This is a genomic window from Shewanella sp. 553 (assembly GCF_059338375.1).
Genome location: NZ_CM181701.1, coordinates 2290666 through 2315974 on the forward strand (window position 1 = coordinate 2290666; position 25309 = coordinate 2315974).

Below are 25309 nucleotides of genomic sequence, written 5' to 3' on the forward strand. Positions count from 1 at the left end.
GAAACAAACTTTATCAAGCGGGTAAGCTTGATGTTGTATCGCAACTAATGGTGTTTACTTTCGCCAAAAGAATACTCATGAATCATCATTACAATGATTCGGCACTTGATTTAAGTGTTTGAGAACTCAATTTTAATTTTCGCGTCAATGCTACAAATAATCACGTACAAGTACGTCACTATCCCTTTCACATTAACACTATCAGCTTTCCAAATTTTTAAAGAGCGGGCTTAAAAAAGCCAAAGATAAATTTTGCATTTATCTTTGGCATCTCTATCCATGTGCAAGTAAATGGTGGAGCTATGCGGGATCGAACCGCAGACCTCCTGCGTGCAAGGCAGGCGCTCTCCCAGCTGAGCTATAGCCCCATTTACATGCAGTCAAACAAATATATCGAATGCCAAATAATTTTGGCGAAGCCAAATCGAGTTTAGTCAAGGTAACTTGTTGCGACGTTTAGTTCACTAAACGAGTAACAAGTTAACATAGAATAAACGAAGATTTGGTGGGTCAGAGTGGACTTGAACCACCGACCTCACCCTTATCAGGGGTGCGCTCTAACCAGCTGAGCTACAGACCCATTCTTTTTGGTTATTTAATTCTAACTGAATCAAATCCCTCAAAAATTATCTTTCGATATTTTGCTCTTTCTTTCTATCAAGTAATCTGTGTGAACACTCAACAAACATTAAGTTAGTCGTATAGGTAAGGAGGTGATCCAGCCCCAGGTTCCCCTAGGGCTACCTTGTTACGACTTCACCCCAGTCATGAACCACACCGTGGTAAACGCCCTCCCCGAAAGGTTAAGCTATCTACTTCTGGTGCAGCCCACTCCCATGGTGTGACGGGCGGTGTGTACAAGGCCCGGGAACGTATTCACCGTGGCATTCTGATCCACGATTACTAGCGATTCCGACTTCATGGAGTCGAGTTGCAGACTCCAATCCGGACTACGACAAGCTTTGTGAGATTAGCTCCACCTCGCGGCTTTGCAACCCTCTGTACTTGCCATTGTAGCACGTGTGTAGCCCTACTCGTAAGGGCCATGATGACTTGACGTCGTCCCCACCTTCCTCCGGTTTATCACCGGCAGTCTCCCTAAAGTTCCCACCATTACGTGCTGGCAAATAAGGATAAGGGTTGCGCTCGTTGCGGGACTTAACCCAACATTTCACAACACGAGCTGACGACAGCCATGCAGCACCTGTCTCAGAGTTCCCGAAGGCACTAAGCTATCTCTAGCGAATTCTCTGGATGTCAAGAGTAGGTAAGGTTCTTCGCGTTGCATCGAATTAAACCACATGCTCCACCGCTTGTGCGGGCCCCCGTCAATTCATTTGAGTTTTAACCTTGCGGCCGTACTCCCCAGGCGGTCTACTTAATGCGTTAGCTTGGGAGCCCAGTGCTCAAGGCACCAAACTCCGAGTAGACATCGTTTACGGCGTGGACTACCAGGGTATCTAATCCTGTTTGCTCCCCACGCTTTCGTACCTGAGCGTCAGTCTTTGTCCAGGGGGCCGCCTTCGCCACCGGTATTCCTTCAGATCTCTACGCATTTCACCGCTACACCTGAAATTCTACCCCCCTCTACAAGACTCTAGTCTGCCAGTTCGAAATGCAATTCCCAGGTTGAGCCCGGGGCTTTCACATCTCGCTTAACAAACCGCCTGCGTACGCTTTACGCCCAGTAATTCCGATTAACGCTTGGACCCCTCGTATTACCGCGGCTGCTGGCACGAAGTTAGCCGGTCCTTCTTCTGCGAGTAACGTCACACCTAAACGCTATTAACGCTTAAGCTTTCCTCCTCGCTGAAAGTGCTTTACAACCCGAAGGCCTTCTTCACACACGCGGCATGGCTGCATCAGGCTTGCGCCCATTGTGCAATATTCCCCACTGCTGCCTCCCGTAGGAGTCTGGGCCGTGTCTCAGTCCCAGTGTGGCTGATCATCCTCTCAGAACAGCTAGGGATCGTCGCCTTGGTGAGCCATTACCTCACCAACTAGCTAATCCCACCTAGGTACATCCAATCGCAGAAGGCCCGAAGGTCCCCTCTTTTCCCCCGTAGGGCGTATGCGGTATTAGCAGTCGTTTCCAACTGTTATCCCCCTCGACTGGGCAGTTCCCTAGGCATTACTCACCCGTCCGCCGCTCGTCAGCAAAGAAAGCAAGCTTTCTTCCTGTTACCGCTCGACTTGCATGTGTTAGGCCTGCCGCCAGCGTTCAATCTGAGCCATGATCAAACTCTTCAATTAAAGTTTTGTTGTTTGACTTACGTCAAACGGCTCAACGAATTCTGTTCGAACTAATCTTGCGATTAATTCTTTGTACATATTGCTATGAACACTCATCACCTCTCGTGAGAGAAAGTGAAAGAATTGGTTGATTTAATTCTTTGATTGCCAACCCTAAGGTTAGGCAATTTCGATTAACTCAACACCTGTGAGTGTCCACACAGATTACTTGATAAATTGTTAAAGAGCGTTAGCACATCTCGGTAGTTCCAAGTGGCTAGGGCTGCGTATTCTACGCAATCCGTGGTTCGCGTCAAGCAGTTTTTGAAAACTTTTTGACGCGGTACTTTTCAGTGCCTGACCACGCTGTATGCTAGGTGTTTAACCAAGTTACTTAGTGCTTTACGACTTGTCTCTGCGAGCTTCGCCGTGTCAGTGGTTGCGCATTATAGGGATTGCTAATGATAGCGCAACCCTTATTTTTACCACACTGGAGCGTTCGCTTAAAAATCCACCCACCGAGGCTTTCTAGCACAATATTAGTACACTGTTTACCCTGTTAATCCTATGCCTAGGTACTCTTGTAGGGCGATACGTAGGAAGATGTTTTGAGTTAGTGCTTATGACTGCAGTTCGTTTTTCCTTTAATAGTTTTAGAATAATCCCTGTGAAAACCATATTGCCCAAGCCAAGATGCCTCAAAAAAAGACCTAGCAACTGCCAAGTCAGGTTAATACACTATTTTGTTAATTAATTTTAGAGGCTAATGCTATCTTAAGGTTTTTCTGTGCTCGCTCAAAATAGGTTGGCGAAGTGTCTATCGCTTGCTTAAACAGAGTGATCGCTTGCTCATACTTTCCTTCTAACATTAAAAAGTATCCAAGATCATTTAATGCATCGGCTGTGGACATCGTCTGCTCGAAACTAGCTAAAGCTTTTCGATAGGATCCTTTACGTATGTATACCAAACCTAAATTTGACCAGGCTCGACTAAAACTAGGATCTGCTCTTAATGCCTGCTTGAGATAGGCTTCCGCTTGTTCGTAGTCACCAACGAGATAAAATGAGTAACCTATATTAGTCGCGATTACCGACGATTGTGGTTGAAAAGCTAATATCAACAAAAAATAAGTTCTAGCCGCCTGATGATGATTCTCCAGATCTTCTAAAATCCCCAGCGCGTTGTACACTCGTAAAGGAGACAACTCATCTAAAGCAAGGTTGCTTGCTTTAGCTGTATTAGTCTTCCGCTCAGCTAATCTTTGTTGATCGAGCATGACCGTTTTTTCAAGATGTTTGCGAGCCAATGCATATTGACGTCGGTCAATCTCAAGTATCCCTAATTCAGCATTGACCAATATATGATCAGGGGCGATAACTAAGGCTTCGTTATACGCTTTAAACGCAATCTCTTTATTCCCTTTAGCCAAATGTATTCGAGCAATTTGATAAAAGGTATCGGCATTGTTCTGATTAAAATCTAGCGCTTGAATATAAGCATATAGTGCCTTATCGAGATCACCCGCTCGCTCAGCATTGATGGCTCGATCAAGTGCATCCTCCTCAGACAAAGGCGCACTTACACCTAAAGCAACTTGTGATTGTCCCTGATATAGATCTTGGCGCTGCGGTTTTGTTGAAATTTGAACTTCCTCATTGGTAGACGCGCAGCCACTCAGCATGAGAGTAAATACCAATGCCATAACAGCCAAGCGCTGCTCTCCCCAATACCTTATAAACATAAACTCGCTCCCTGATTTATTTCATTACTCGCATATGGCCACATTCTATGTTTAGAAAGCTTGCCCCCAGACTTTCATCACTTTCAGTACAGCTGGACCCACGGCAACAATAAAGAAAGAGGGCCATATACAAAACATCATCGGAAATATCATTTTTACAGCCATCTTGGCTGCTTGTTCTTCAGCTTGTTGTAAGCGTTTATCTCGATACTCTTCCGAAAATACCCTTAATGTAGCAGCAATCCCAGTACCTAATCTCATACTCTGTGAAATAGCCGAATTGAGTCCCTTAATATCTTCTAGACCTGTGCGCTCTGTAAACTCATTCAAGGCCACTTTTATTGTCAGACCTGCTCTAACTTTATTACACACTAATTCGAGTTCACTGGATAAATCGGGATGACTTAATGACAGCTCTCTGGCTACACGCTGTAAAGCTGCTAAAAGTCCTAATCCAGCCTCACAACAAACAACGAGTAGATCAAGTGCATCGGGAAATCCAATCCGCAATGCACGCATACGTTTATTCGCCATATAGGTCAAAATCATTGATGGAGCCAAAAAGAAAACGCCCATGATCAAACAAACTAAATAGATACTGATCATGGCTGACAACTCATTAAAATATTGCAGCAGCACAATAGAGATCACTGCACCAATCAAGAGCAACAAGAGCCGAATGGCACTAAATACCGCTAATGCATTATCTGAATGCAAGCCAGCATGGATCAGTAGTCGACGGGTTTCATCATTCGATAGATTCAAAAAAGAGAGTTTACCTAGCTTACCAATACCATGCTCTAAGGTTTTATTGACTTCACTCTGCTCATCAACAACTGATTGACTCTTATCGCCTGTAATATGCTGCAAACGCTTCCTTACGGGAGAGTAGACACCGCTAATGAGAAATGAAACAGAGAGTGCTAATGTTATCCCCGCTATCGCAGCAACAATGTAAATAGCCCATTTTACATGTTGGGGATCGTCAAAAGCCTGATTTATAAGTCCTATTAAGTAGTCCATATCACATATCAATCCTAATCAGTTTACTGATCCAAAGCCCACCCAGTGTCATGCCAATCGCGCCCCATACTAATAAGCGTCGCCCATCTTCAGTTCCTGTCAGTTCGCCAACATAGCTAGGGGTTTGTAAGTAAATCACCGCAAAGAGTACGAATGGCAATAAAATTAAGATCCAAGCAGAAAGCCGTCCCTCTGCTGATAGAGTTCTCACTCGACGTCGAAACATAAAACGTTTACGGATAACTTTTGACAAGTTATCGATATTTTCCGCTAAATTACCACCCGTTTCTTTCTGTACCATAATCGCGCTTGAAAATGCCATTGCAGACACACTTGGTACACGTTCAATAAATCCGAGAATAGCTCTTTTAGTATCTTTACTGTAATTGATATTTGCGAACATTAGGCTGAATTCTTTAGCCAATGGACCATCCATCTCTTCAGTCACTAACTTAATGGCATCAGAAAAAGAATAACCAGCTTGTAAGGCTCGTCTTAACACATCAAGCGCATCGGGAAAGCTGGCTTCAATTGCATCCATCCTTTTAGCTGTATCCCTATTGAGCTTAAAAAAGAACAACATGAAAACCATCAAAATAGCAAACAGAGTCATTAATGGTTCGCGCATATACCACCAGCTCGCCACTCCTACCAAACTGGCTATAGCTAGTGTCAACAGCAAGAATTGGTGACCTAACAAACGGTAATCAGCCAGTTCAAGTCGATAACTTAAATCTTCTATAAAACCTATATGCTCTAATGCTCGACCTATTGCGCCCACTTTACTTAATCGGTTTTTCCTCAGTAACGATGTTTCAAGTACACCATCACCCGATTCTTGCGATAACTTCTGTAAGCGTTTACGAACCTGTGCTGTGTTAGCACGCTGTGGACTGTATACGGGTAAAAACAGGGCTTGAGAAAGAAAAATAACAGCGATGAATATTAACCCTAAAAATATCATTTCATTGGAAGGCATAGATAAAGCTCCTAGAACTTAGCGAAAGGATCACCACAATTAAATAATTGATATGGTAAATCGATGCCATGTTGTTTGAGTTTAGAATGAAAACCTGGTATTACGCCAGTTGCCTCAAAACGCCCCTTAATTTGACCTTGTTCATCGATACCTTCGCGGGTAAAACGGAATATCTCCGACATGGTAATGATATCCCCTTCCATACCGTTAATTTCCTGAATACTAATTACGCGCCTGCGTCCATCTTCTTGGCGTTCAAGCTGAACCACCAAATCTATCGCTGAAGCAATTTGAGTTCTAATATTACTCACTGGCATATCAAATCCAGCCATACAGACCATGTATTCTAATCTGCCGAGTGCATCTCGAGGGCTGTTGGCGTGCAATGTTGTGAGCGATCCTTCATGACCAGTATTCATCGCTGTAAGCATATCTAATGCTTCACCACCACGGACCTCTCCCACAACGATTCTATCTGGTCGCATTCGCAAACAGTTTTTGACGAGATCTCGCTGAGTCACCTCACCACGACCTTCAATATTTTGTGGACGAGTCTCTAACCTAACGGTATGGGGCTGTTGTAATTGGAGTTCAGCTGAATCTTCAATCGTCACAATACGCTCATTAGAGGGAATATAGCCAGACAGCATATTAAGTAAGGTTGTTTTACCACTACCGGTTCCGCCTGATACCAATACATTTAACTTGCCTTTAACCGCGCCTTGGAGCAGTTCAACCATTTCTGCAGTGATCGAGCCATATTCGATCAACTCTTTTGCGGTCAATTTATCGACAGAAAAGCGTCGAATAGAGAGCGAAGGGCCATCTAAGGCTAAAGGAGGAATAATCGCATTGACCCTAGAGCCATCAGCTAATCGAGCATCAACCATAGGAGAGGACTCATCAATACGGCGTCCGACACTAGAAACAATACGGTCAATTATATTGAGCAGGTGGGCATTGCTATGAAACTTAATATTTACGGGTTCTAATTTACCTCGACGCTCGACATAAACCCTATCAAAAGAGTTGACCAAAATGTCAGAGATCGTCGGATCCGCCAATAAGGTCTCTAATGGCCCTAAGCCTAACACTTCATCTATTATGAGTTTTATTAATCTTTTTCTAGAGGCTAGATTAATTGGAACATGCAGTTCATTAATAAGCCGTTCGCATATTTCACTTATTTGACCACGAGCTTGGTCTGCTGAAACAGTTTCAATCAATGAAAGATCCATCACGCTGAGTAATTTATCATACAGTTTGATCTTGAGCTGTTGCTCTTCAACACTCAGGGGTTGATAACTATCTTTACCAGCCAAACTCATATTATCCATAATCTGATGCCTCAACTAATGCCCCAATAAACGCGCCCAAAAACCTTTCGCTTGCTTTGCTTCACTGCCTTTAGCAGGAATTAATTGTTGTGTTAACTCTAGTAAGTCAAGATACATTCGTTGTTTTTTAGCTATTTCAGTAATGGGCTTACCTAAATCCTCACACTGGCTCGCTAAATTATAATCATTCTCTACAACAAACACAGAGTCGATACCGACTGCCTGCTTAATATCATTTAATTTTATTTGAGTATCTGACTTATCATATCGATTAACTAATATATGGATCCTATCCTTGGTAATGCCCAAATGATTAATCAATTGTTGAATAAGCACCTTCACCTCTCGAATGATGATTAAATTTTGTTGTGCCACCACTAAAATATCGGCATTACGAAGTAACTCTATATTCCAATACTCTGGACCACGAGAGTAATCCAAAATAACCTGATCATTATATTGACGACATTTCCATAATAAGTCATATATATTTTCCAACTTAATATCATGGTGTAAGTTCAATAATGAAAAAGGAGCCGCCGCTAGCAAATGTAACTTGCCTTTCGATATCATTGCACTACGCAATGCCACCTCATCTAGCTCATCTAACGCCTGTAAAGCATCAACAAGGTAATAATTGGGTTCAACCCCTAAAATATGAGCCAACGCACCATGATGTAAATCGGTATCTAACAAAGCCACATCCATATCACCACGCTCAGCGGCGATGGCGGCCAGACTTGATGCAATAAAACTTGCACCAGACCCCCCCTTACCGTTAACCACGGCTAATACAGGCGCAAGATCAGCCTTAGTGTTTAACTGCTGTGCAATATTTTTAAGCGCGGTGATCAATTCAATATCGGGTGCATCCAGAGGAATAAAATCACTTACTCCATATTGAAATGCATGCCGTAATACTTTTTGTGGCGTATCTCTCCCAAGAATAATCACCTCTGATTTATAACTAGCAGCGCATGCTAAGGCTTGTTGAGCTAATACCTCTTCATTTGGGATCACCAATAAAATTAAGTTAAACGACTTACCTGAAACATCGGTATTTTTACTTCCAGTTAAATCTGCCGTCTTTTCCCAATGTAAATTGACACATTGCGTTAAATTAGCCTCAATTTGGGGTAAAAACTCTTTTTTCACATCGATCAACAAGACATTGAGTGGAGAAGGCATATAAAAATCCATTTTCTCCTCCAAATTTAACGCATCACTCGATGCTGTAGTAAACAATTTTAATGGTTTTTCCATATAATCAACCTTGAATGACAACAACTGACCCTATCATTACTATAGTCGTTAATGTTAAACAATAAACTATTATTATTGACAGACCGTTTATTATTGACAGACAGTTGCTCCTCCGGGGAAAACCCCTAAACTCTCCCTCGGTAGGGTAGTTGTAAAGACAGGCGAGTTTAACGTCATGCGTAAACCTGGTACCCAAAATTCATGCTGATAATTTTTAATTTCTGCTTTGACAAGTTCGATATCGGCTCCTGTTGCCGCTAAACCACCACGATCAAGATAGCTAATGTCTAGGTTGTCTGCCGTCAAGTTAGGCACTAAATTTGCGCCATTAAACAGGGCTAAGCTGTCGATATTGGTGCTCGTTTGACAGACGATAGCTAATCTGGCCGCACGGCGAGATGCTTCTTGCAATACATTATAGGTGTATATGAGTCTGCCAACTTCTATTGCACTAAATAACAAAATAAAAAAAACGCCAGCAACAATAGCGAACTCAACCGTATAGACTCCCTTTTGCGGCTTCATAATGCGGTTACCGCGTAGTGAGTATTCAAGTTAAAACTAAGATCAATCTCATCGCCCAAACCAAATGTGGTTAGTTTTTCGCCAAATAAAGGTTGCCAATTGTAGGACACAGAAATAACTAACCGACGACTGCCTACTGGTGACTCACTAATAGTAATATCAGCCGGGCTTAATCCTTTTAATAATGGGCTTTGCCCTCCACTCACATTGCCATAAATAAGTAAGTTTTTGGTTTCTGAAATACAATAACCACACTCCTCATCAATAAACGGTGAAGGCAGCAATGTGGTTTGTCGGGTATCGGCATGAGCGCCTAAATAGACACCAGCATCGCGAACTAATTTCGTCAGGGTATTATATTGAAATATAAAACGGCCCAACTCACCCGTTGCAAACACCAGCAGTAACATAAAGGGCAATAGAATGGTCATCTCTACTGCCGCGATGCCCTTTTGTAACGAATAGTTCATAGCGTTCTCCTAAGAGTCTGGACTATCAGGATCTTTATACAGCACTATGGTGTGGTTGTTACTGACAAAATCAGGATCAACCGATGCACTCCCAGTGCCGGGACACTCGGTAACAAACTCCCCCACCACAAAAGACTCTTGTCCACCTTGATCAACATCTTGCACTAAGAAAAAACAGCCTGTGGTTTTTACCTCGATATCTGTCTGTCCGTTGCTAATCCCATCACACAAACCAATAACCACAGGCATCTCTCTACGGCTATTAGGCTCGATAGTATCATCGATACAATTCCCCGTATTACTATCGGCTAAATAATCGGCATAGCTATAGTAGTCCGCATTGGGGTTTTCTATATTGCCATCATTATCAATCGTGATGCGCACTCCTTGGCATATATTGCGATCCCTTGGATGGTCAGCAGGATCCAACCCACCGCCTTGCCACTGACCAAAACGGGTGTTAAGCCCTTGAGCAACGGGACCAACATTATTACCTGTCTTAGTTGGCACCAAATCCCCCGCTCCAACACAAGTATCAGTTGAATACCCCCCTGCCAATGCCGTTCGTAAAATATCCGCCCCCGTACCCTCTAGTGCCAGCAACTGAAAATTACCCGGGCCTATTGCGGGCGCATTAGCTTGTCCCGATCCCGACTTCATGGCGTACAGGCTGTTAGTCACTATGCCAAAGGGGGCTGCGACCTGCTGACCACTGGCGTCAGTTACCGTATAGTCAGGATCATCATTGACTGCACATACCAGTAACGGCACAAGTTTATTATTACAGGTGATATCGGTACTGCGCCCGGCAACGGCTGAAGCCCTAACACGTTTGTTAAAGTTCAACAGCTGGGCAAGAAAATTATCTAAACCGACATTTTCAACTTTTACTCGAACATACTCACTGCCCTCAATTGCGACTGGAATAAATGGATCGGGTAAGGCGGAAAATTCAACTGATATGTGACTGGTTACAGAATTGGTGCTGTAATCAGCAGGCGTAAAACTGATGTTAGTTTCGAGTTCATTATTTTCTTTAAATGCAAGATTTTGAGTCAACATACTCACCGCAGCCTGCCTAGCTTCGGCTAATGTGGCTCCATTATCGAGCACTTTAGCCGCATGCAAGGCTGATGCATCAACTGCATTTTGCAAGCGACTTTTACTGAGTAACATATGACCACCATCAAGCGCCAAAGCCGCCACTGCAAGTAACGAAAATAATCCTATGGTAAACATCACTAAAATTGCACCGCGTTGACGGCCTGAGTCGAGATTCGATATTGAATCGCGACTTGTGGTGATACATATTTTCAAGCTTTTCATCATCATTGTTCCAATATAGTCGACGAGCTAAGCTCTTTCGCCTTAATAGGAGCTTCATTACTATCTCGGTACTTCAAGATCACTTTACGGCCATAGTTACCCTCGAGACTTAAGACTAAGCCATCGTTACGCACTGATGCCTCAGGATCGAGAATTTGAACATTTTTAACCTGTTGATAGCTCTCTCCCATCTCGAAATTATGTTCATTGGCACAAGCAGATAAAAACAAACTGAGTAAGACCACGGCCCACTTGTGCACCACACTGGCTCTGATATTAAAATGACTCATACTTAACACTCCAATCTACAGTGAATGCCCATATTTTTGTTGAGTACCACTATTTTCAATGTTGACATTAGACATCACGGGCTCGTATGGCGTCTGGGTTTTATCCTCAGGGCGCTCTTTGGTCGAGCTCTTACCTAGCAAATAAAACTCAACATCAGAGGGGGCAACAAATCCATCAGTAGGCAAAGTGATATCTTTTTTATTGAAAGGTCTTACAAGGCGAGGCGTCACTAAAATCACTAACTCGGTTTGACCACTCCGAAAACTCTTACTGGAAAAGAGCTGCCCTAATACTGGAACATCGCCAAGACCCGGTACCTTATCGATATTTTCTCGCAAGTTATCACTGATCAAGCCGCTTATCGCAATCGTTTGGCCATCGGCTAACTCAACCGTTGTGGCGGTACTGCGTTTAACCAAAGAGGGGACCACCAATACTGCACTCGTATTATTGCCAGATAACGACACAGAATTGGCATTACTCACTTCGCTCACGACTACGTTTAAATTTAAGTTTATCTGGCCAGAATCTAATACTGTAGGGAGAAATTTCACCCCAACACCAAAATCACGATATTGAATGGTAGTACTGCCATTGGTATCTGGAACTGGAATGGGGAATTCACCACCAGATAAAAATTCAGCCGTTTGGCCACTCATGGCGGTAACATTTGGCTCGGCTAACACTTTGGCCAATCCATTTTGTTTAGCCACATCAAGGGCAAAGTTCATTAATAAATCTTGATTAATATACTGAGCAAAAAAACCTTTACTACTAATCCCGCCGATAGCGGAGTCAACAAACCCACCACCGCCACCGACGACACCGCCAGAAAGGTTTGATCCTTGATTAAATATCAAAAACTTAGAATCAAATTGACGCGCAATTTCACGTTGAACTTCTGCCACTACTACCTCTAACATGACTTGATGCCCGCCTCCAATGGTCATCATATTTAGCACGGTACTTTTGGGTTTGCCCACTGTAGGCGATGAATCCACATAAGCCTGAGCTAACTCGACGGCGGTATTCATTTTTTGTAAATTAGAGGCTTGACCACTTAACAATAGTTGCCCCTGAGAGGTTTGCACCGCCAGATTTTCAGTGGGTAAAAACTCATGTAAACGCAGTTTTAAACCATTTAAATCATGGGTCACTTCTATATCCATGACACTGGTTAATATTTCATTTTCATCCCAAATCATCACATTGGTACTACCCAGCTTTTTGCCTAATATATATAGGTTGTTTTTGGGCAATAGCTTGATATCAGCGATATCAGGGTTGCCGACAGAGACTCTATGTACTGATTTAGGTAGTTGTAAAACACGAGACTTAAAAATAGGGATCTGCTTTAGCTCTTTTGCCCCCTCAAATGGCCCACCTGCCATGACTGGTAGATGTATCAAGGCCGAAATGAATACCAAGAACACGCATCCTAGCTCCCAAGTTTTGCCAGTCGAACGCAGCATAGTCCACTCCTTTTCAACCTTTTGGTTGTATTAAATATTAGTCATTCACCTTAACTTCTTGCTCTTTCATTCCCTTCAATATCAGGACTTTCGCTTTAGCATTAGACTGAGCATAAACCACTTTCTCCGTTGGCATGGCAGGCTTAACAGTGGCTGACGGCTGTGTCTCTACAAGTGGTTTTATCGGCTCGAGCTGCACGACTTTCTCTTGATTGAGCAGAGCCACTTCAACCTGTGCATCATCATTGGGGTTTCTTAAGGCTAACTGCAATGAGCCACGTCCTTTAGCAACCAACAACTGCTCGGCTTGATCCATGCTCAGCTCTAAGGTAACTGCACGAACCAGCATGGGTTTATTTTCATCATTCGACGCTCGTTGATCGATAGCCAGAATTTTTACGTTAGAGAGCACTACATCAGTTTTATAATCGCCCTCTTTAAAGAGGTTAATCACATCCACTCGGTTTCCGGGCAATAAGAAACCCGCTACGCCAACCACATCATTTACCCTGATGGTAACCGCACGCATGTTAGGTTGAATAAGGCTAGCTAGTGTGCTGCCTTCACCTTTGTTAGTGAGTTTTTCTTGGCGTAATATTTCACCAGGATAGAGTTTTTGATTAACGACTTTACCTTCGGCATCTTCAAACTTTGTCACCGAGCCTTGAGGTACTATACCTTCGGGCACGGGCGTTAAGACTAAATGTTTACGATCGATAATGGTGCCCATAGGCACTAGGCTAGAGACAGTGACAACACTGGTGGTATCAGCCACATTAGCAACACTGCTGTTAGACTCGAGCCAATTTTGAGCGAGGAAAACCGCCATCACACCAAATATCAGCGACAAGACGACAAAAAGAATCGTTTTGTTATTCATAGTGAACTCCCGTTGTTAACTAAAATGTTAACTAAAACATATCTTTATTTTCATTATTCAACAAAATAGATGGACCAAGCAGAGTCAATGAGTGATGGTGTTACCTCTGGTTTAAGTTTCATAAAACAGATCTGATCAGACATGATCCCGAGTAAGTCACGTGGATAACAAGGGATCAGTGGCTTAGCGAATTTTTGATGGTATTGGTTAATCAAATGCAAAAACGTCTCTTCACTGCAACTCAGCCCAAGCTCATCACACACCCGAAACCAAATTTTACGGTAAAGCTGTGCATCTAATGCCTCAAAATGGATCTTGTACCCGAGTCGTCGAAGAAATGCTTCATCGACTAATTCTTTAGGATCTAGGTTAGTAGAGAAGAGTAGAATCAGCTCGAATGGGATCTCAAAATGTTCGCCCGACTGTAAATTTAAAAAGTCTCTATGCTCTTCCATCGGAATAATCCAACGGTTAAAAAGCTGTTTGGCGCTGATACGTTGCCGACCTAAATCATCGAGCAATAAAATGCCATTATTGGCTTTGAGCTGCAGCGGGGCCATATAGGTGCGGCTATGAGTATCAAACTGTACTTCTAACATTTCAGCAGTAAGCTCACCGCCGGTGATCCTCAGAGGGCGTTGACACTTGATCCATCTTGGATCGTGACCGCTACCTAAGTCTAAAGGGTTGTTTATTGCCTCCACTTCTGTGCGATGATGCAACTCTGGGTCAAAAACTTGTATGATTTCATTCCCTATGGCAATCGCATAGGGAATAAGTACCGCATCGCCCAAAGTAAGATTAAGGTGACGACACAGGTAACTTTTACCTGTGCCCGGTGGGCCATAGATCAATACTGGCCGACTGGAATTCATGGCAGGCCCGATTTTATAAAGCAGATCTTGGGGTAACACGAGCGCCTTAAGGCCTTGTTCGAGCATCTCATAGGTGATGGGGCGAGCTCGGCTCGATTGCTGCTTACAGATGGGAATATATTGTTTAAGCGGCACGGGAGCGAGGCCGAGATAACCGCTGCGGCTAAAAACCAACTTAGCATGTATCTCACCCGTATGACTCAAGGCATAGCGCATCTGACCATCTGCTGTAGTCTGACGGTTTTCAACCCAACCTAACTTTTTGGCGGTATCGAGCAGGTATTGTAAAATCCCCCCAGTTATACCCATTTTAGCAACCATCAACTCTTTGGTGAGCACTCCTGCACTAAATATATGTTTTACCAAGAGATCTAACAATAAGGACTCTGAAAGCCCTGTGGCGTCTAAAGTAATAGGCTTAGGCGCTAATTGACTAACGTCTACAACATTTTGAGGTTCAGTCTGTTGCAACTCTGTATGTTGCGACAATGGCTTAGACAATGGCTCAACTGTCGCATTATGGTCCACATCCGCTCGCAACATATTACGCCCCCGCTAAAGAATGGCTTAACTGCAAATAAATACTGGGTAAATCATAGTTGATGCTGCAAGCCACCAACCAGCCTATGGCCAATGCGGGGGCATAGGGCACTTTTTGTCCCGCAGCTTCGCCAGACTCAGGTTTGAAATAGGTTTTGCAGTAAATGCAGTCCCAATAACGCTTAAGCGTGTTGACTACACCACTAAAACCGGTGCGCCACAACACAAGTATCAAGCTGGTGATACTGCCTGCAGCAACGCCATATAACAGACTCCAGGCTAACAATTCTGGGCCCATTAAGGCGCCAATCCCCATCATTAATTTAATGTCGCCAGCGCCGAGAACCCGAATCATAAATACCGGAAACAAGATGATAAATGCCAGAGCAAAGCCAAAGCTGGCTAACAGCAGGCCATTAAGCTGTGCATAATATCCGTTGATGGCAAAACCACAGAAAATCGCTGCCAATGACAAGGCATTAGGAATGCGTTGCGATCTTAAATCGGTAGCGATGGCGATGATAAAAAACAGCGCTGCCAACGTAATTTGAAGCACTAACTGGGCATCTGTCATCGAAATAGGATCTCTTTAAATTGGCATGGAAATAAGTAGTATAGATGCCTAGCTTACAGGTCAAACTAGGCATCTCTATAGACCTCAGTACCTTAAGGAGTTGTAGTACAGTCGGTGCTAGCACCATTCACAGCAGAGGCGAGGCAATCAATTTTAGCTGTTGCATTTGTTCCCAACAGGTTAAAGGCGGCAATCATACCGCCGACCACCAAGCCACCGGCGATGGCATACTCCACTGCCGTTAAGCCACTTTCATCTTCAATAAAATCTTTCAATATGTTAGTAAGGTTCATAATTTTCTCCTAACGACCCAAAGGGCATACTGTCGAGATACTGAGTGCCGAGATACTGAGCGCTGAGATACTGAGTGATATCATGACGCGATACGTAAACTTGCTTATGCTCATCTAGCTCACTTTCATAACTCACTTTCTGCTTCACCATCTCGTTTTCCTTGTATTCAACGGTGCCATTATTTGTTGTCGAGCATTGGTTACTATTGCCAATCGTTGATAATGGCAGGTACAAGCCCTAACGCTCGCGACCTAGCCTGCTGTGCAGCAATTGGAGGTAAAATCGCACCATTTCACATTGCTGTTACATTTAAAGGTAGCAAAGTTTTTACAATACACAGCTTAAAAATAAAAAATAAATAATTACCGCAAGGCTATTGCGCTTTATGGCAACATTATATTTCCAATACAATGAGTTTAGGCAAGACGCTTAATAGCAAGTAGTAGCAAGTAGTAGCAAGAATGTTGTCGTAAAAGGAAGCATAAGGCTTGATGTTGCATTGTTATGTGACAGCTTTATTGGGCGACAGTAAGGCACCTCTAAGGCAGCGCAAATGACTAGGCTAATGCTATAACGCAATACACAGCTAACGACTTCAGCGCCGTTATCCTTTAGCCGTTATTAACCTAGATTAACCGAGTCATAAGAAATACATCATAGGCGATGCTTGAGCGGGCTATAAGTGACGAGCTATAAGTGAAAAGCGAGGAGTGACGGGCTAGCGCCTAATCGCTAGGCTGTCCTCTATTCGCCTTAAGGGGGGTTTAACTGGTAAATATCGGGGCGAAACTGCACCACTCCATTCGTATCTATCCAAGTGGTTAAATAGGTCATTAATACGGGCAACGGTTCTGCGAGCTTAATATAACGCGGCGATGGTTGTGTTAACGCATCTTTAATAACCGCGGACGACTGTTTAATATGCTGATTTAATAGATAGTTAACTAAGGCATCAGCTTGTTCCAAACGAACACAACCATGGCTCAAGGCGCGGTCTTGATGGGTAAACAGCGACTTAATCGGGGTGTCATGCAGATAAATCGCTTCATTATTTGGAATAGAAAATCGATAGCGCCCCAATGAATTATTAGCGCCGGGTTGTTGCACGAGTTGATACTCGCTCAGCAGAGCGGCGACTTGCTTAGACGATTGGTTTGCCAATGGTATCACTGAAGAATGACCTTGACTGACTTTACGCAGCTCAAACCCATGGGCAGCCAGATACCCTGGCGAGCGGCCATTTTTAGGCAATAACTCTCCATAAACAATACTTCTGGGCGGGGTCCAGGTCGGGTTCAATGTCACTAGCGTCAGTGTGGTCACCATTTGAGGCGTCGGCGTGGCGGGTTTGCCGACAATCACTCGCATATTCAATACGCTGGTGTCATTTTCCATAATCTGTAATTGGTAGGCCGGAATATTGACCCACAGGTAGCGTTGCGGCAGTTGCGTGGGTAACGCAAACCAGCGAAATAAGGCTTGGCGCAGGTGCAAAATTCGCTGCGATGGTGATATATGTAAGGCTTGCAGCGTCGCGTTATCGAGTTCTCCGCTTTGAGTTAATCCGTGCCTTAGTTGAAAATGCTTGATGGCGCTAACGAGGACAGGATCATAAATCGCATCACGATAATTGTTAGGCGCCTTAGGTGGTAAGTCACCTAATTGAGTCAGCATCCAGCGCAATTTGGCTATTTCGGGCGATCTTTGTCCAAAACGGTATGACATGGGCGAAATTGATGGCCATACATATCGTTCAAGTTGTTGATAGTGCCTAATTTGCTCGCGTAACAATTGCACCTGTTTATGTTCGGGTAACATGCTATCGAGCAGGTTATGTAACCGCTGAGCTTGTGCGGCGCGGCGTAATTGTTCAACACTCAACAGCGCTGCATTGCCCTGTCCTAGCCTTATGGTTTGGATCATATCGATAAATAGTTGTGAATAGCGGTCATCTACCGCATTAGAAGCTGAAGTATAAGCGCCAGCCAATGGCTCGTTTGTTGGCTGCCAAAAGCCTAGGTCTTGCGCGAGTGAGAGCATATCGAGCGTAATTGGCTTCGGGCCTTGCTCATTGAGCCAAATAAACGCCGGCTCATGTTTCACTGGCTGATTAAGCTGCGCTGTCTGTAAGACTGGTTCAGCCGTCACCAACGCTGGCAGGCCGATGAGGTAGAGCAAAACACAGGTAAATGCGAGTAATCGTTCGCTGAGTAAATAAGGTTTCATGTTGTCGATATCATCCATTTATCTGAGTTCATATATACCTAGCACCCACCTAACAACATTGAGTACTGCTGCCAGTGAGTACTGCTGCCAGTCACGATTAGAGTTCGAAGTATAAAATCGAATCATAGAGGCGTTTATCACGGTCACAGCGTCATATGCGTCACCTTAATGAAATGATGCCAAAGTCCACTTAAGTGTAGTCAGTAGCTCAGGTTTAGCTCATACATCACTTTTAAACAAGATGATTAGGGACTATTGTTTGTTGTATGACATTTTTTAGATAAGTGAATAAGATAAAGCCGCTAGTTTTGTCAAGCTTACGTATGCTAAACAGCGCGACTGACATCAGAGATTAATGAGTCATCTATACTTGAAATATCAGATTAGTCACAGCGACATAAATGCAGTGCCGTAGCGATTGCCTATATGCAGCTATTACCTATGTTACCTATGTTACCTATGTAAAGAGTGCAGGATAATTATTAAGCATGAACAATATAAAATTAACTCAGCCGCAACGACTGCAAGTGATATTAATCGTGCTAATAAGCCTATTATTACTGACCATTATCTACCCAGCCTGGAGAGGGGTAAAAACGCATCAAGCCTTAAAGTCCGACACTGAATCGGGTAAGACATTAGCAGAACGTTATCTATTACTGGGTGATTGGCCATCGGGTAATGAAGATACTTTATTGGCTAATTTCGATGACTTTCAAGTCAATATGGCCACTCAGATAAACGAATCAACTATAGATAGGCTTGACACTGACAGCGCGACCCCACCAACGAGTCGCAAGATTGCGCGCGCAGCATCGAACTCGACACAGGACCTAAAGCTAAATACACAGCAGCCTATCGATGGCGCTATTGAACTCGACAAACTAAAGTAAAAGCCGAGGTATTTAAACCCTCATAGCAAGATATGATTGAGAGACTATGCCTAATACAATAAAACATAACATTACCCCAGCAAGCACTGTCACACTCGCGCGCACCTTTTTCAGAACGTTTGCCTTGCTGGTGTTGTTTATTGTTATTGCGATTAACTATAAACAGCTAATCCAGTATTACTCTGTCTTTTCAATTGCCAATGCTATGACTCATATCGAAGATGAGCACTTAGTGAGTAGTGGTTTGGTGTTAGACCTGATCTATTTTGCGCTAATGGTCTTGGTACTGCATATAGGTTGGGCTTGGGTGATCACCCTTTCCTGCCGCCCATGGTTTGCTACCTGCTCTAATGATAATGTCAAAACACAAATTTGGTTGGTGCTGTTACTAGTGCACTGCATTTTTGTGCTGTCAGCAAATGCCTATTTTTATCCGACATCGTTACTGGGTTTTTTTCGTGGCACGCCGCTGGCAAGCGGTATAGCAGTAGCGACCTTAGCGCTATTACTGTTAGCGAATCTTGTTTATGCTTTGATGGACACCATCGCTAGTAAGAAAAGAGGACTCAGCATTCTATTCACCATTAGCCTATTGGTGTTTAGCTTGGTGCCTGTTTATCTTTTTAGCAGCAACACAAGCACACCGACGCTCCCCAAGAGTCACGATCAGCCTAATATTTTTATTATCGGTATTGATGGTTTACGTCCAGATCACCTTGCTTATCGCGGCGCCGATAGATCGCTTGCACCAACACTGAATCAGTTATTGTCGCAATCATTGATTTATAATCAAACCTATACGCCGCAAGGTCGTACTTATGTGGCGTGGATGGGGATTTTATCAGGCTTATACCCCATTAATAACGGCGCTAGGTTTAACCTTGCACCGCCAGAATTCGTCGAAAAACCGTTTCCCATATTAAAGCAGCTTTCTGCCAGTGGCTATCAGGCCACTTATGCTATCGATGAGCGCCGCTTCAATCAAATCGATGCTAGTTATGGCTTCGATCGCGTTGTTGGCCCCAAAGTAGGGGCTGCCGATGCAATTATCTCGAATGTAGCCGATCTCCCCTTGGTTAACTTAATGATTAATGCTCCGCTATCGCGCAAGCTATTTCCCTATCTCTATATCAATCGCGCCTATGGGAAAACTTACGATCCTTTGCTGTTTAATCATGAGGTTCTTCAGAGTTTGTCGGTCGATAAACCTAATTTTTTAGCGGTACATTTTTGTCAATTACATTGGCCTTTCACCTCAAAGGATTTTATCGAGCTGGATAAATCACGTTGGGATGGTAATTACAATCACTATATGTACAGCGAAATGATTAAAAAAGTTGATGTACAGATTGCCGACTTTATCGGCAAATTGCGCCAAGGCGGCCTACTAGACAATGCTGTGGTCTACCTGTTATCGGATCACGGTGAAGGCTTTTTATTGAGTCAAGATAAGCTCGTTGCCGCTGATAGTTTGGTACAAACAGACCCTGCTATTGTTCCAACAGCACTCAATGTCGCCGCATGGGGACATGGCACAAACATTCTATCTCAGGAACAATCGCAGGTGGTGCTCGCTTCATTAAGGTATCGAGATGGTAAACCGATAAACCCTGCTGGCAAAGTAGATGGTTTATTTTCATTGATTGACCTAGCACCAACAATAATGTCAGAACTCACCCATACCGCCTCTAGAGCATCGATAGATGAAGACATGATATTCGATGGCGAAGAACTGCCACAGGAGCTGAGCTTTAGTAATAACAGACATATATTTGTCGAATCGTCACTGCCAGTGCGTTCAATTAATACCAGCTTTATCGATAATAAAAAGGTGATGTCAGAAACCGCATCTCATTACGAGATAAGGGATGATGGACGAGCGGTAATGAAACCTGAGTCCTATTACAATAATATCCAATTAAAGCAACGCTCAGTGTATGCCGAGCACTGGCAACTGGTTATGCTGCCTAAAGATGAACGGCTTATCTTAGTGGATACGGCAAACAAGCGCTGGCATAACCTCAGCGATTATTCGGGTAATGCGCCTTGGGAAACGATGCTCGATTCATTATGCTTGCACTATCAAGCAGATTTTATTGGTACACCACGCAGCGCATGCAGCCCTTCATTTAAGCTACAGCTAAGCAAAAACAGGGCTGTCAACACTGATCACGCACAGTATGTCAAGGGACAAGATGTTCCATTATCGCGCTAACCACCACATAATCTTTAGGCGGCAGTCAACGCTATTGTTCACGATTAAGCTAAATAATGCGTGGCAGAGTTCACTTTGGAATGAGCGTCTCCGTTAACCCGCTGCCAAAGTACGTAGGTACTTAGGCACATCGGCGATTGAATCGAGAACCACGGTCGCTGCGGCAATGGCCTCATCAGTCACCTCTTTACCGGTACGAACCAGGATACGTGTTGGGACACCGGCTGCTTCAGCCGCTAACATATCATCACGCTTGTCGCCGACCATGACCGATGTTGACAGGTCGATCGCTAAAAACTGCGCCGCACTATTGAGCATTCCCGGCTTGGGTTTACGGCAGTCACAATCGATTTTGTATTCACCAATGCCTTTATCACTATGATGCGGACAGTAATAGATGCCATCTAACTCAACGCCTTTATCGGCAAAGTTCCAATCCATCCATTCGGTTAAACGGTGAAATTGCTCTTCGCTATAGCGTCCACGGGCGATGCCTGACTGATTGGTGACTACAGCCAGTTTATAGCCCATCTGCTTTAATTCGGCACACGCCTCGAATACACCGTCAATATATTCAAAATCATCCACTTGATGTACATAACCATGGTCAATATTGATGACACCATCTCTATCTAGGAACACAGCAGGATTCACAGGAAATACCCCAAATCAGAACAACACAATTTAATGGACATTATTATCACACCACAATCACTAAAATGCACCGTTCTATCTCTATAATGAATACAAAATGAATAAAATTATCTTATTGACCAGGGTTTTAAACTCATGTTCCACAGTGAAAGTTATCTTGTTGGTAAACCTGAGTTCAAATTAGTCAGCAATAATTTCAGCAACCCGCTGTTTTAGCGAAGGTAAGACTTCAATTTCAAACCATGGATTGGCCTTTAACCAGCGGTTATTGAGCGGGCTAGGATGAGGCAACGGCAATACTTCATCTTGATCGGTACAGCTATTTCTGACTCGCTGAGTCAAGGTTAAGGCAACACTGCCTTTAGGCGTTGGGCAATGGTAGGCTTGGGCATATTGACCAATCACTAGGGTCAGCTTAACCTCTGTCAGCTGACTTAATAGTTTATGTCGCCACATTACGGCGCATTCTGGCCTAGGCGGCAGATCGCCACTTTTGCCTTTGCCAGGATAACAAAACGCCATAGGTAAAATGGCAAACAACTGCTGATCATAAAACTGCTCACGACTAACACCCAGCCACTTACGTAAGCGCTCACCACTGGCATCATGAAAAGGCACACCGGTCTCATTTGCCGCCCTGCCGGGCGCTTGTCCTGCGATCAAAATTTTAGCCTGCGCCGCCGCCTGAATGATCGGCCGAGCATCCAACGGTAAATACGCTCGGCACAACTGGCACTGCGCTACCTCATTGACTAACCGACTCAACGTCGAGCCTTGATCTGCTAAAAGCTGCCGCTTTGAATTGATGATAATGATGTCGCTGGAAATGATGTACCTGCCTTATTTTGCTATTGATCCACGGGTTTGCCGTGAGCTTATCTAAACCATAACGATAAATTCAAACACTACCGTTAACCTAATGCGCCATTATAGGCCAATCATACACACATCACCTCGGCTTACACTGGCTTACAAGCGTCATTTTATGTAAAGCGAAACCACAGTTTCCCTTTATTTATAGCGTTATAAACGGTAATCTTATCCGGCTCAGCGACTATCATGCATATACATTACGACAAGTATGAGCCGAGCTGGCCTTATGTGTTCACAAAGTATACAAACTAAGTGTAGTGAGAACCTTAAGAGAGAACATGCAGTCAGGAGATATCGCAGTAAGCGGAATCTGTCTGTAAAACTGCGTTGGATCAAGCAAGCAATATACACCGTATCTCTGGCGGCAGGAGTGAACTCAATAGCCAGTTTCATACCTGTTTCTATCAAGCCGATAATCGCCCGGACGCTTGATTTTATTATGATGTAAACACCAATCTCGACCGCAATATTCATTTACAGTTGTTATTGACAGGCACTAGCACTAAAGCTGCCCCATAGCATCCTACTCGTGCAGTGCCACTAGAGATGTAGAAAAATCCGTTTCTGTACTTTTAGGGAACACATATTAGATGCAGCAGATACATTTAAGCATTTGCTTGCACAACAAGTCGACTAGATCACGGTTGATTTATCAACTTATTGCTAGGCTTATTTAGATTAGTTCGATAAGGCAGAGCTGTGCTTCTGCCTTTATTATTTTGAGAGAATATAAGATGCAGTACGCCACCATTACAGGTTGGGGAAAATGTGTTCCCCCCGCCACGCTTACAAACCATGATCTTGCGACTTTTATCGATACGTCAGATGAATGGATTAAGCCTCGCACCGGCATAAGCCAACGACACATTAGCCATGTCAACACATCGGAACTGGCATCCGTTGCTGCACAGCGTGCATTAGCTGCAGCAGGGCTTGAAGGCAGTGATATCGACTTGATAATCCTAGCCACTGCGAGCCCAGACACTCTAATACCCAACATTGCATCAACAGTACAAGCCAATATTGGCGCAAGCTGTGGCGCTTTTGATATCAACGCCGCCTGCAGTGGTTTTCTGTATGGGCTAGGTCTGGCCAGCTCACAAATTAAGAGTGGCCAATCTAAGCGAGTACTGGTGATTGGCGCCGAACGTCTCTCTTATTATCTTGATTGGTCACGCCGTGATACCGCCGTATTGTTTGGCGATGGCGCTGGCGCCGTGGTAGTAGAAGCTACCGACCAACCTGGTGGTATTTTAGGTTATGAGCTGAATAACGATCCTGCTGCGCGCGACATCCTTAAAGCGAGCTTCGGTACCGCTATGGACCGATTTAATGCCGCGTCTCTGGACTTTTATATCGAATTCAATGGCCAAGAGATCTTTAAGCGTGCCATTGCCGGTATGGGTAAACTCAGCACCCAAGTGCTTGAAAAGTGTGGCGTAGATAAAGACGATATTGACTGGGTCATTCCGCACCAAGCTAATGAGCGCATTATTGATACCCTAATCAGCCGCATGAAGATCCCTAAAGAAAAAGCAGTGGTCAACATTGCCAATTACGGTAACACCTCTGCGGCAACCATCCCGATTGCTATCTGTGATGCGCTCGAAAAAGGGATGATTAAACCGAATCAAACCATTTTATCTTGTGCCTTTGGCGCTGGCCTAACCTCGGCAGCCGTGTTGTTTAAATGGGGCGATCGCATCACTCCAATTAACCAATCTGATGCAGAGCTGCCACCTTGTGATAAAACCGGTATCGAACTGGTCGCCAGAGCCGTTAAGCATTTCTGCGGTTAATCGTTATCCACACTAAGGCGCACACGCCTGATACATAAAAAATGTCGGCATTTGCCGACATTTTTTATTTAATCGCTTGTATGACACACACCCAATAATAATCGCATTTATCAAAATTGATTGATGCGCTCATCGGCAACCTAGAGTGGACCTAAAATAGCTCGCTCACCTTAAGTTTATCGCCACCGCCCATGGCCGCAACTTGAGCTAACAATAATTCACCACAGGCAATGGCATCGATTAACGCATTATGGGCCGCATAAACGGGCAAGCCATAACGGGCTCGGCTAGCCCCCAAGCGCAAGGCCCCCTCTTGCAATACCTCATGCTGACGCAGCAATCGCTTTTTTTCCAGTGCCAAAGTATCAACCGCCATCAGCTTAATGTGTTCACCATAAGCTTGAGCAAGCCCTACCTGTAAAAAGGCCAAATCCAAAGGAGAGTGATGCGCCACTAGCACCTTGCCCTGAGTGACGCTTAAAAACCATTGCATTGCCGTTTTCATCGATACGGCTTGTTGCAGATGCATATCTAATATGCCGTGAATGGTAGCGCTTTGACCGACACTGCCCTCAATTTGCACCAGTTTATGTTGTGCCTGTTGCAGTAAAATCCGCCCCTGCTGAATCGGGACGACACCAATACTCAAGATTTGATCGCAAACAGGGTTCAGGCCTGTCATCTCCAAATCAATGGCCACTAGACTCACTTGCTCGACATTACGGGCTAAGTTATCCAGTAATGCCTGTTGGTAAGCCTTGAGCTGTGGATGCTTGGTTGTCGCCGTGCGCCAGCATAAGCGGCTTTTAAGCATAGGATGATGCAA

At 44.1% G+C, this 25309-nt stretch carries 22 protein-coding genes, 2 tRNA genes and 1 rRNA gene; 3 read left to right on the forward strand and 22 right to left on the reverse strand.

Going from position 1 to position 25309, the window contains the following annotated elements:
- Positions 1-292: 292 nt before the first annotated feature.
- The 19 genes from AC5YBZ_RS10350 to AC5YBZ_RS10440 form a co-directional block, all read right to left on the reverse strand.
- A tRNA-Ala gene (locus AC5YBZ_RS10350) sits at positions 293-368 on the reverse strand.
- A 135-nt stretch (positions 369-503) separates the two neighbouring features.
- Positions 504-580: transfer RNA gene (locus AC5YBZ_RS10355), tRNA-Ile, on the reverse strand.
- A gap of 126 nt (positions 581-706) precedes the next feature.
- Positions 707-2253, reverse strand: a 16S ribosomal RNA gene (locus tag AC5YBZ_RS10360).
- A 725-nt stretch (positions 2254-2978) separates the two neighbouring features.
- Positions 2979-3974 carry a tetratricopeptide repeat protein gene (locus AC5YBZ_RS10365; protein ID WP_494518895.1) on the reverse strand — a complete coding sequence of 332 codons (996 nt, stop codon included), beginning with the start codon at positions 3972-3974 and terminating at the stop codon, positions 2979-2981.
- A gap of 51 nt (positions 3975-4025) precedes the next feature.
- Complete coding sequence (locus tag AC5YBZ_RS10370) at positions 4026-4997, reverse strand: type II secretion system F family protein (protein WP_494518894.1); 972 nt, start codon at positions 4995-4997, stop codon at positions 4026-4028.
- A 1-nt stretch (position 4998) separates the two neighbouring features.
- Positions 4999-5976: a type II secretion system F family protein gene (locus tag AC5YBZ_RS10375; RefSeq protein ID WP_494523629.1), complete on the reverse strand. Its 978-nt coding sequence runs from the start codon at positions 5974-5976 to the stop codon at positions 4999-5001.
- 11 nt (positions 5977-5987) lie between these two features.
- Positions 5988-7313 (reverse strand): TadA family conjugal transfer-associated ATPase, encoded by a 1326-nt coding sequence (locus tag AC5YBZ_RS10380; protein WP_494523630.1) that lies wholly within the window; start codon positions 7311-7313, stop codon positions 5988-5990.
- Between the two features lie 15 nt (positions 7314-7328).
- The gene (locus AC5YBZ_RS10385; RefSeq protein WP_494542871.1) at positions 7329-8576 is read right to left on the reverse strand and encodes a CpaE/TadZ family protein; all 1248 of its coding nucleotides are present in this window, start codon (positions 8574-8576) and stop codon (positions 7329-7331) included.
- Between the two features lie 90 nt (positions 8577-8666).
- Complete coding sequence (locus AC5YBZ_RS10390; RefSeq protein ID WP_494523632.1) at positions 8667-9101, reverse strand: TadE/TadG family type IV pilus assembly protein; 435 nt, start codon at positions 9099-9101, stop codon at positions 8667-8669.
- A complete protein-coding gene (locus tag AC5YBZ_RS10395; RefSeq protein WP_494518889.1) occupies positions 9098-9571 on the reverse strand; it encodes a TadE family protein in 474 nt (157 codons plus the stop codon). The genes AC5YBZ_RS10390 and AC5YBZ_RS10395 overlap by 4 nt, the downstream gene beginning before the upstream one ends.
- Before the next feature lie 9 nt (positions 9572-9580).
- A complete protein-coding gene (locus tag AC5YBZ_RS10400; RefSeq protein ID WP_494542872.1) occupies positions 9581-10888 on the reverse strand; it encodes a pilus assembly protein TadG-related protein in 1308 nt (435 codons plus the stop codon).
- 11 nt (positions 10889-10899) lie between these two features.
- A complete protein-coding gene (locus AC5YBZ_RS10405) occupies positions 10900-11187 on the reverse strand; it encodes a hypothetical protein (protein ID WP_494518887.1) in 288 nt (95 codons plus the stop codon).
- Positions 11188-11202: 15 nt separating this feature from the next.
- Positions 11203-12660, reverse strand: coding sequence for a type II and III secretion system protein family protein (locus AC5YBZ_RS10410; protein WP_494523634.1), 1458 nt, complete (start codon positions 12658-12660; stop codon positions 11203-11205).
- 37 nt (positions 12661-12697) lie between these two features.
- Positions 12698-13540, reverse strand: coding sequence for a Flp pilus assembly protein CpaB (cpaB, locus tag AC5YBZ_RS10415; RefSeq protein WP_494523635.1), 843 nt, complete (start codon positions 13538-13540; stop codon positions 12698-12700).
- 53 nt (positions 13541-13593) lie between these two features.
- Positions 13594-14958: a DUF8689 domain-containing protein gene (locus AC5YBZ_RS10420; RefSeq protein ID WP_494542873.1), complete on the reverse strand. Its 1365-nt coding sequence runs from the start codon at positions 14956-14958 to the stop codon at positions 13594-13596.
- A gap of 1 nt (position 14959) precedes the next feature.
- Complete coding sequence (locus AC5YBZ_RS10425; RefSeq protein ID WP_494542874.1) at positions 14960-15529, reverse strand: A24 family peptidase; 570 nt, start codon at positions 15527-15529, stop codon at positions 14960-14962.
- Positions 15530-15621: 92 nt separating this feature from the next.
- A complete protein-coding gene (locus AC5YBZ_RS10430; RefSeq protein WP_494542875.1) occupies positions 15622-15822 on the reverse strand; it encodes a Flp family type IVb pilin in 201 nt (66 codons plus the stop codon).
- Positions 15809-15973: a hypothetical protein gene (locus AC5YBZ_RS10435; RefSeq protein ID WP_494542876.1), complete on the reverse strand. Its 165-nt coding sequence runs from the start codon at positions 15971-15973 to the stop codon at positions 15809-15811. The genes AC5YBZ_RS10430 and AC5YBZ_RS10435 overlap by 14 nt, the downstream gene beginning before the upstream one ends.
- A 603-nt stretch (positions 15974-16576) precedes the next feature.
- Entirely contained in the window at positions 16577-18049 is a 1473-nt protein-coding gene (locus tag AC5YBZ_RS10440; RefSeq protein ID WP_494542877.1) for a L,D-transpeptidase family protein, read from the reverse strand.
- A gap of 488 nt (positions 18050-18537) precedes the next feature.
- On the opposite strand from AC5YBZ_RS10440, the gene AC5YBZ_RS10445 reads away from it, so the two are divergent.
- Positions 18538-18942 carry a hypothetical protein gene (locus AC5YBZ_RS10445; protein WP_494542878.1) on the forward strand — a complete coding sequence of 135 codons (405 nt, stop codon included), beginning with the start codon at positions 18538-18540 and terminating at the stop codon, positions 18940-18942.
- A gap of 46 nt (positions 18943-18988) precedes the next feature.
- The gene (locus AC5YBZ_RS10450; RefSeq protein WP_494542879.1) at positions 18989-21157 is read left to right on the forward strand and encodes a sulfatase-like hydrolase/transferase; all 2169 of its coding nucleotides are present in this window, start codon (positions 18989-18991) and stop codon (positions 21155-21157) included.
- A gap of 93 nt (positions 21158-21250) precedes the next feature.
- Here the strand turns inward: AC5YBZ_RS10450 and gmhB are convergent, their stop codons facing one another.
- Both gmhB and AC5YBZ_RS10460 read right to left on the reverse strand, forming a co-directional pair.
- Positions 21251-21811 (reverse strand): D-glycero-beta-D-manno-heptose 1,7-bisphosphate 7-phosphatase, encoded by a 561-nt coding sequence (gene gmhB, locus AC5YBZ_RS10455; protein ID WP_494521551.1) that lies wholly within the window; start codon positions 21809-21811, stop codon positions 21251-21253.
- A 180-nt stretch (positions 21812-21991) separates the two neighbouring features.
- Positions 21992-22576 (reverse strand): uracil-DNA glycosylase family protein, encoded by a 585-nt coding sequence (locus tag AC5YBZ_RS10460; protein WP_494521550.1) that lies wholly within the window; start codon positions 22574-22576, stop codon positions 21992-21994.
- 842 nt (positions 22577-23418) lie between these two features.
- Here AC5YBZ_RS10460 and AC5YBZ_RS10465 point away from each other — a divergent pair.
- Entirely contained in the window at positions 23419-24483 is a 1065-nt protein-coding gene (locus tag AC5YBZ_RS10465; RefSeq protein WP_475514203.1) for a ketoacyl-ACP synthase III, read from the forward strand.
- A gap of 151 nt (positions 24484-24634) precedes the next feature.
- On the opposite strand, the gene AC5YBZ_RS10470 is transcribed toward AC5YBZ_RS10465, so the two are convergent.
- Positions 24635-25309: an exonuclease domain-containing protein gene (locus tag AC5YBZ_RS10470; protein WP_494543715.1), complete on the reverse strand. Its 675-nt coding sequence runs from the start codon at positions 25307-25309 to the stop codon at positions 24635-24637.

What these genes read in the sequence shown, in the direction of transcription:
- AC5YBZ_RS10365 (WP_494518895.1), bottom strand. Translation starts at nt 3,974, where the DNA reads ATGTTTATAAGGTATTGGGGAGAGCAGCGCTTGGCTGTTATGGCATTG.
- AC5YBZ_RS10370 (WP_494518894.1), bottom strand. Translation starts at nt 4,997, where the DNA reads ATGGACTACTTAATAGGACTTATAAATCAGGCTTTTGACGATCCCCAA.
- AC5YBZ_RS10375 (WP_494523629.1), bottom strand. Translation starts at nt 5,976, where the DNA reads ATGCCTTCCAATGAAATGATATTTTTAGGGTTAATATTCATCGCTGTT.
- AC5YBZ_RS10380 (WP_494523630.1), bottom strand. Translation starts at nt 7,313, where the DNA reads ATGGATAATATGAGTTTGGCTGGTAAAGATAGTTATCAACCCCTGAGT.
- AC5YBZ_RS10385 (WP_494542871.1), bottom strand. Translation starts at nt 8,576, where the DNA reads ATGGAAAAACCATTAAAATTGTTTACTACAGCATCGAGTGATGCGTTA.
- AC5YBZ_RS10390 (WP_494523632.1), bottom strand. Translation starts at nt 9,101, where the DNA reads ATGAAGCCGCAAAAGGGAGTCTATACGGTTGAGTTCGCTATTGTTGCT.
- AC5YBZ_RS10395 (WP_494518889.1), bottom strand. Translation starts at nt 9,571, where the DNA reads ATGAACTATTCGTTACAAAAGGGCATCGCGGCAGTAGAGATGACCATT.
- AC5YBZ_RS10405 (WP_494518887.1), bottom strand. Translation starts at nt 11,187, where the DNA reads ATGAGTCATTTTAATATCAGAGCCAGTGTGGTGCACAAGTGGGCCGTG.
- AC5YBZ_RS10410 (WP_494523634.1), bottom strand. Translation starts at nt 12,660, where the DNA reads ATGCTGCGTTCGACTGGCAAAACTTGGGAGCTAGGATGCGTGTTCTTG.
- cpaB (WP_494523635.1), bottom strand. Translation starts at nt 13,540, where the DNA reads ATGAATAACAAAACGATTCTTTTTGTCGTCTTGTCGCTGATATTTGGT.
- AC5YBZ_RS10420 (WP_494542873.1), bottom strand. Translation starts at nt 14,958, where the DNA reads ATGTTGCGAGCGGATGTGGACCATAATGCGACAGTTGAGCCATTGTCT.
- AC5YBZ_RS10425 (WP_494542874.1), bottom strand. Translation starts at nt 15,529, where the DNA reads ATGACAGATGCCCAGTTAGTGCTTCAAATTACGTTGGCAGCGCTGTTT.
- AC5YBZ_RS10430 (WP_494542875.1), bottom strand. Translation starts at nt 15,822, where the DNA reads ATGAACCTTACTAACATATTGAAAGATTTTATTGAAGATGAAAGTGGC.
- AC5YBZ_RS10435 (WP_494542876.1), bottom strand. Translation starts at nt 15,973, where the DNA reads ATGGTGAAGCAGAAAGTGAGTTATGAAAGTGAGCTAGATGAGCATAAG.
- AC5YBZ_RS10440 (WP_494542877.1), bottom strand. Translation starts at nt 18,049, where the DNA reads ATGAAACCTTATTTACTCAGCGAACGATTACTCGCATTTACCTGTGTT.
- AC5YBZ_RS10445 (WP_494542878.1), top strand. Translation starts at nt 18,538, where the DNA reads ATGAACAATATAAAATTAACTCAGCCGCAACGACTGCAAGTGATATTA.
- AC5YBZ_RS10450 (WP_494542879.1), top strand. Translation starts at nt 18,989, where the DNA reads ATGCCTAATACAATAAAACATAACATTACCCCAGCAAGCACTGTCACA.
- AC5YBZ_RS10465 (WP_475514203.1), top strand. Translation starts at nt 23,419, where the DNA reads ATGCAGTACGCCACCATTACAGGTTGGGGAAAATGTGTTCCCCCCGCC.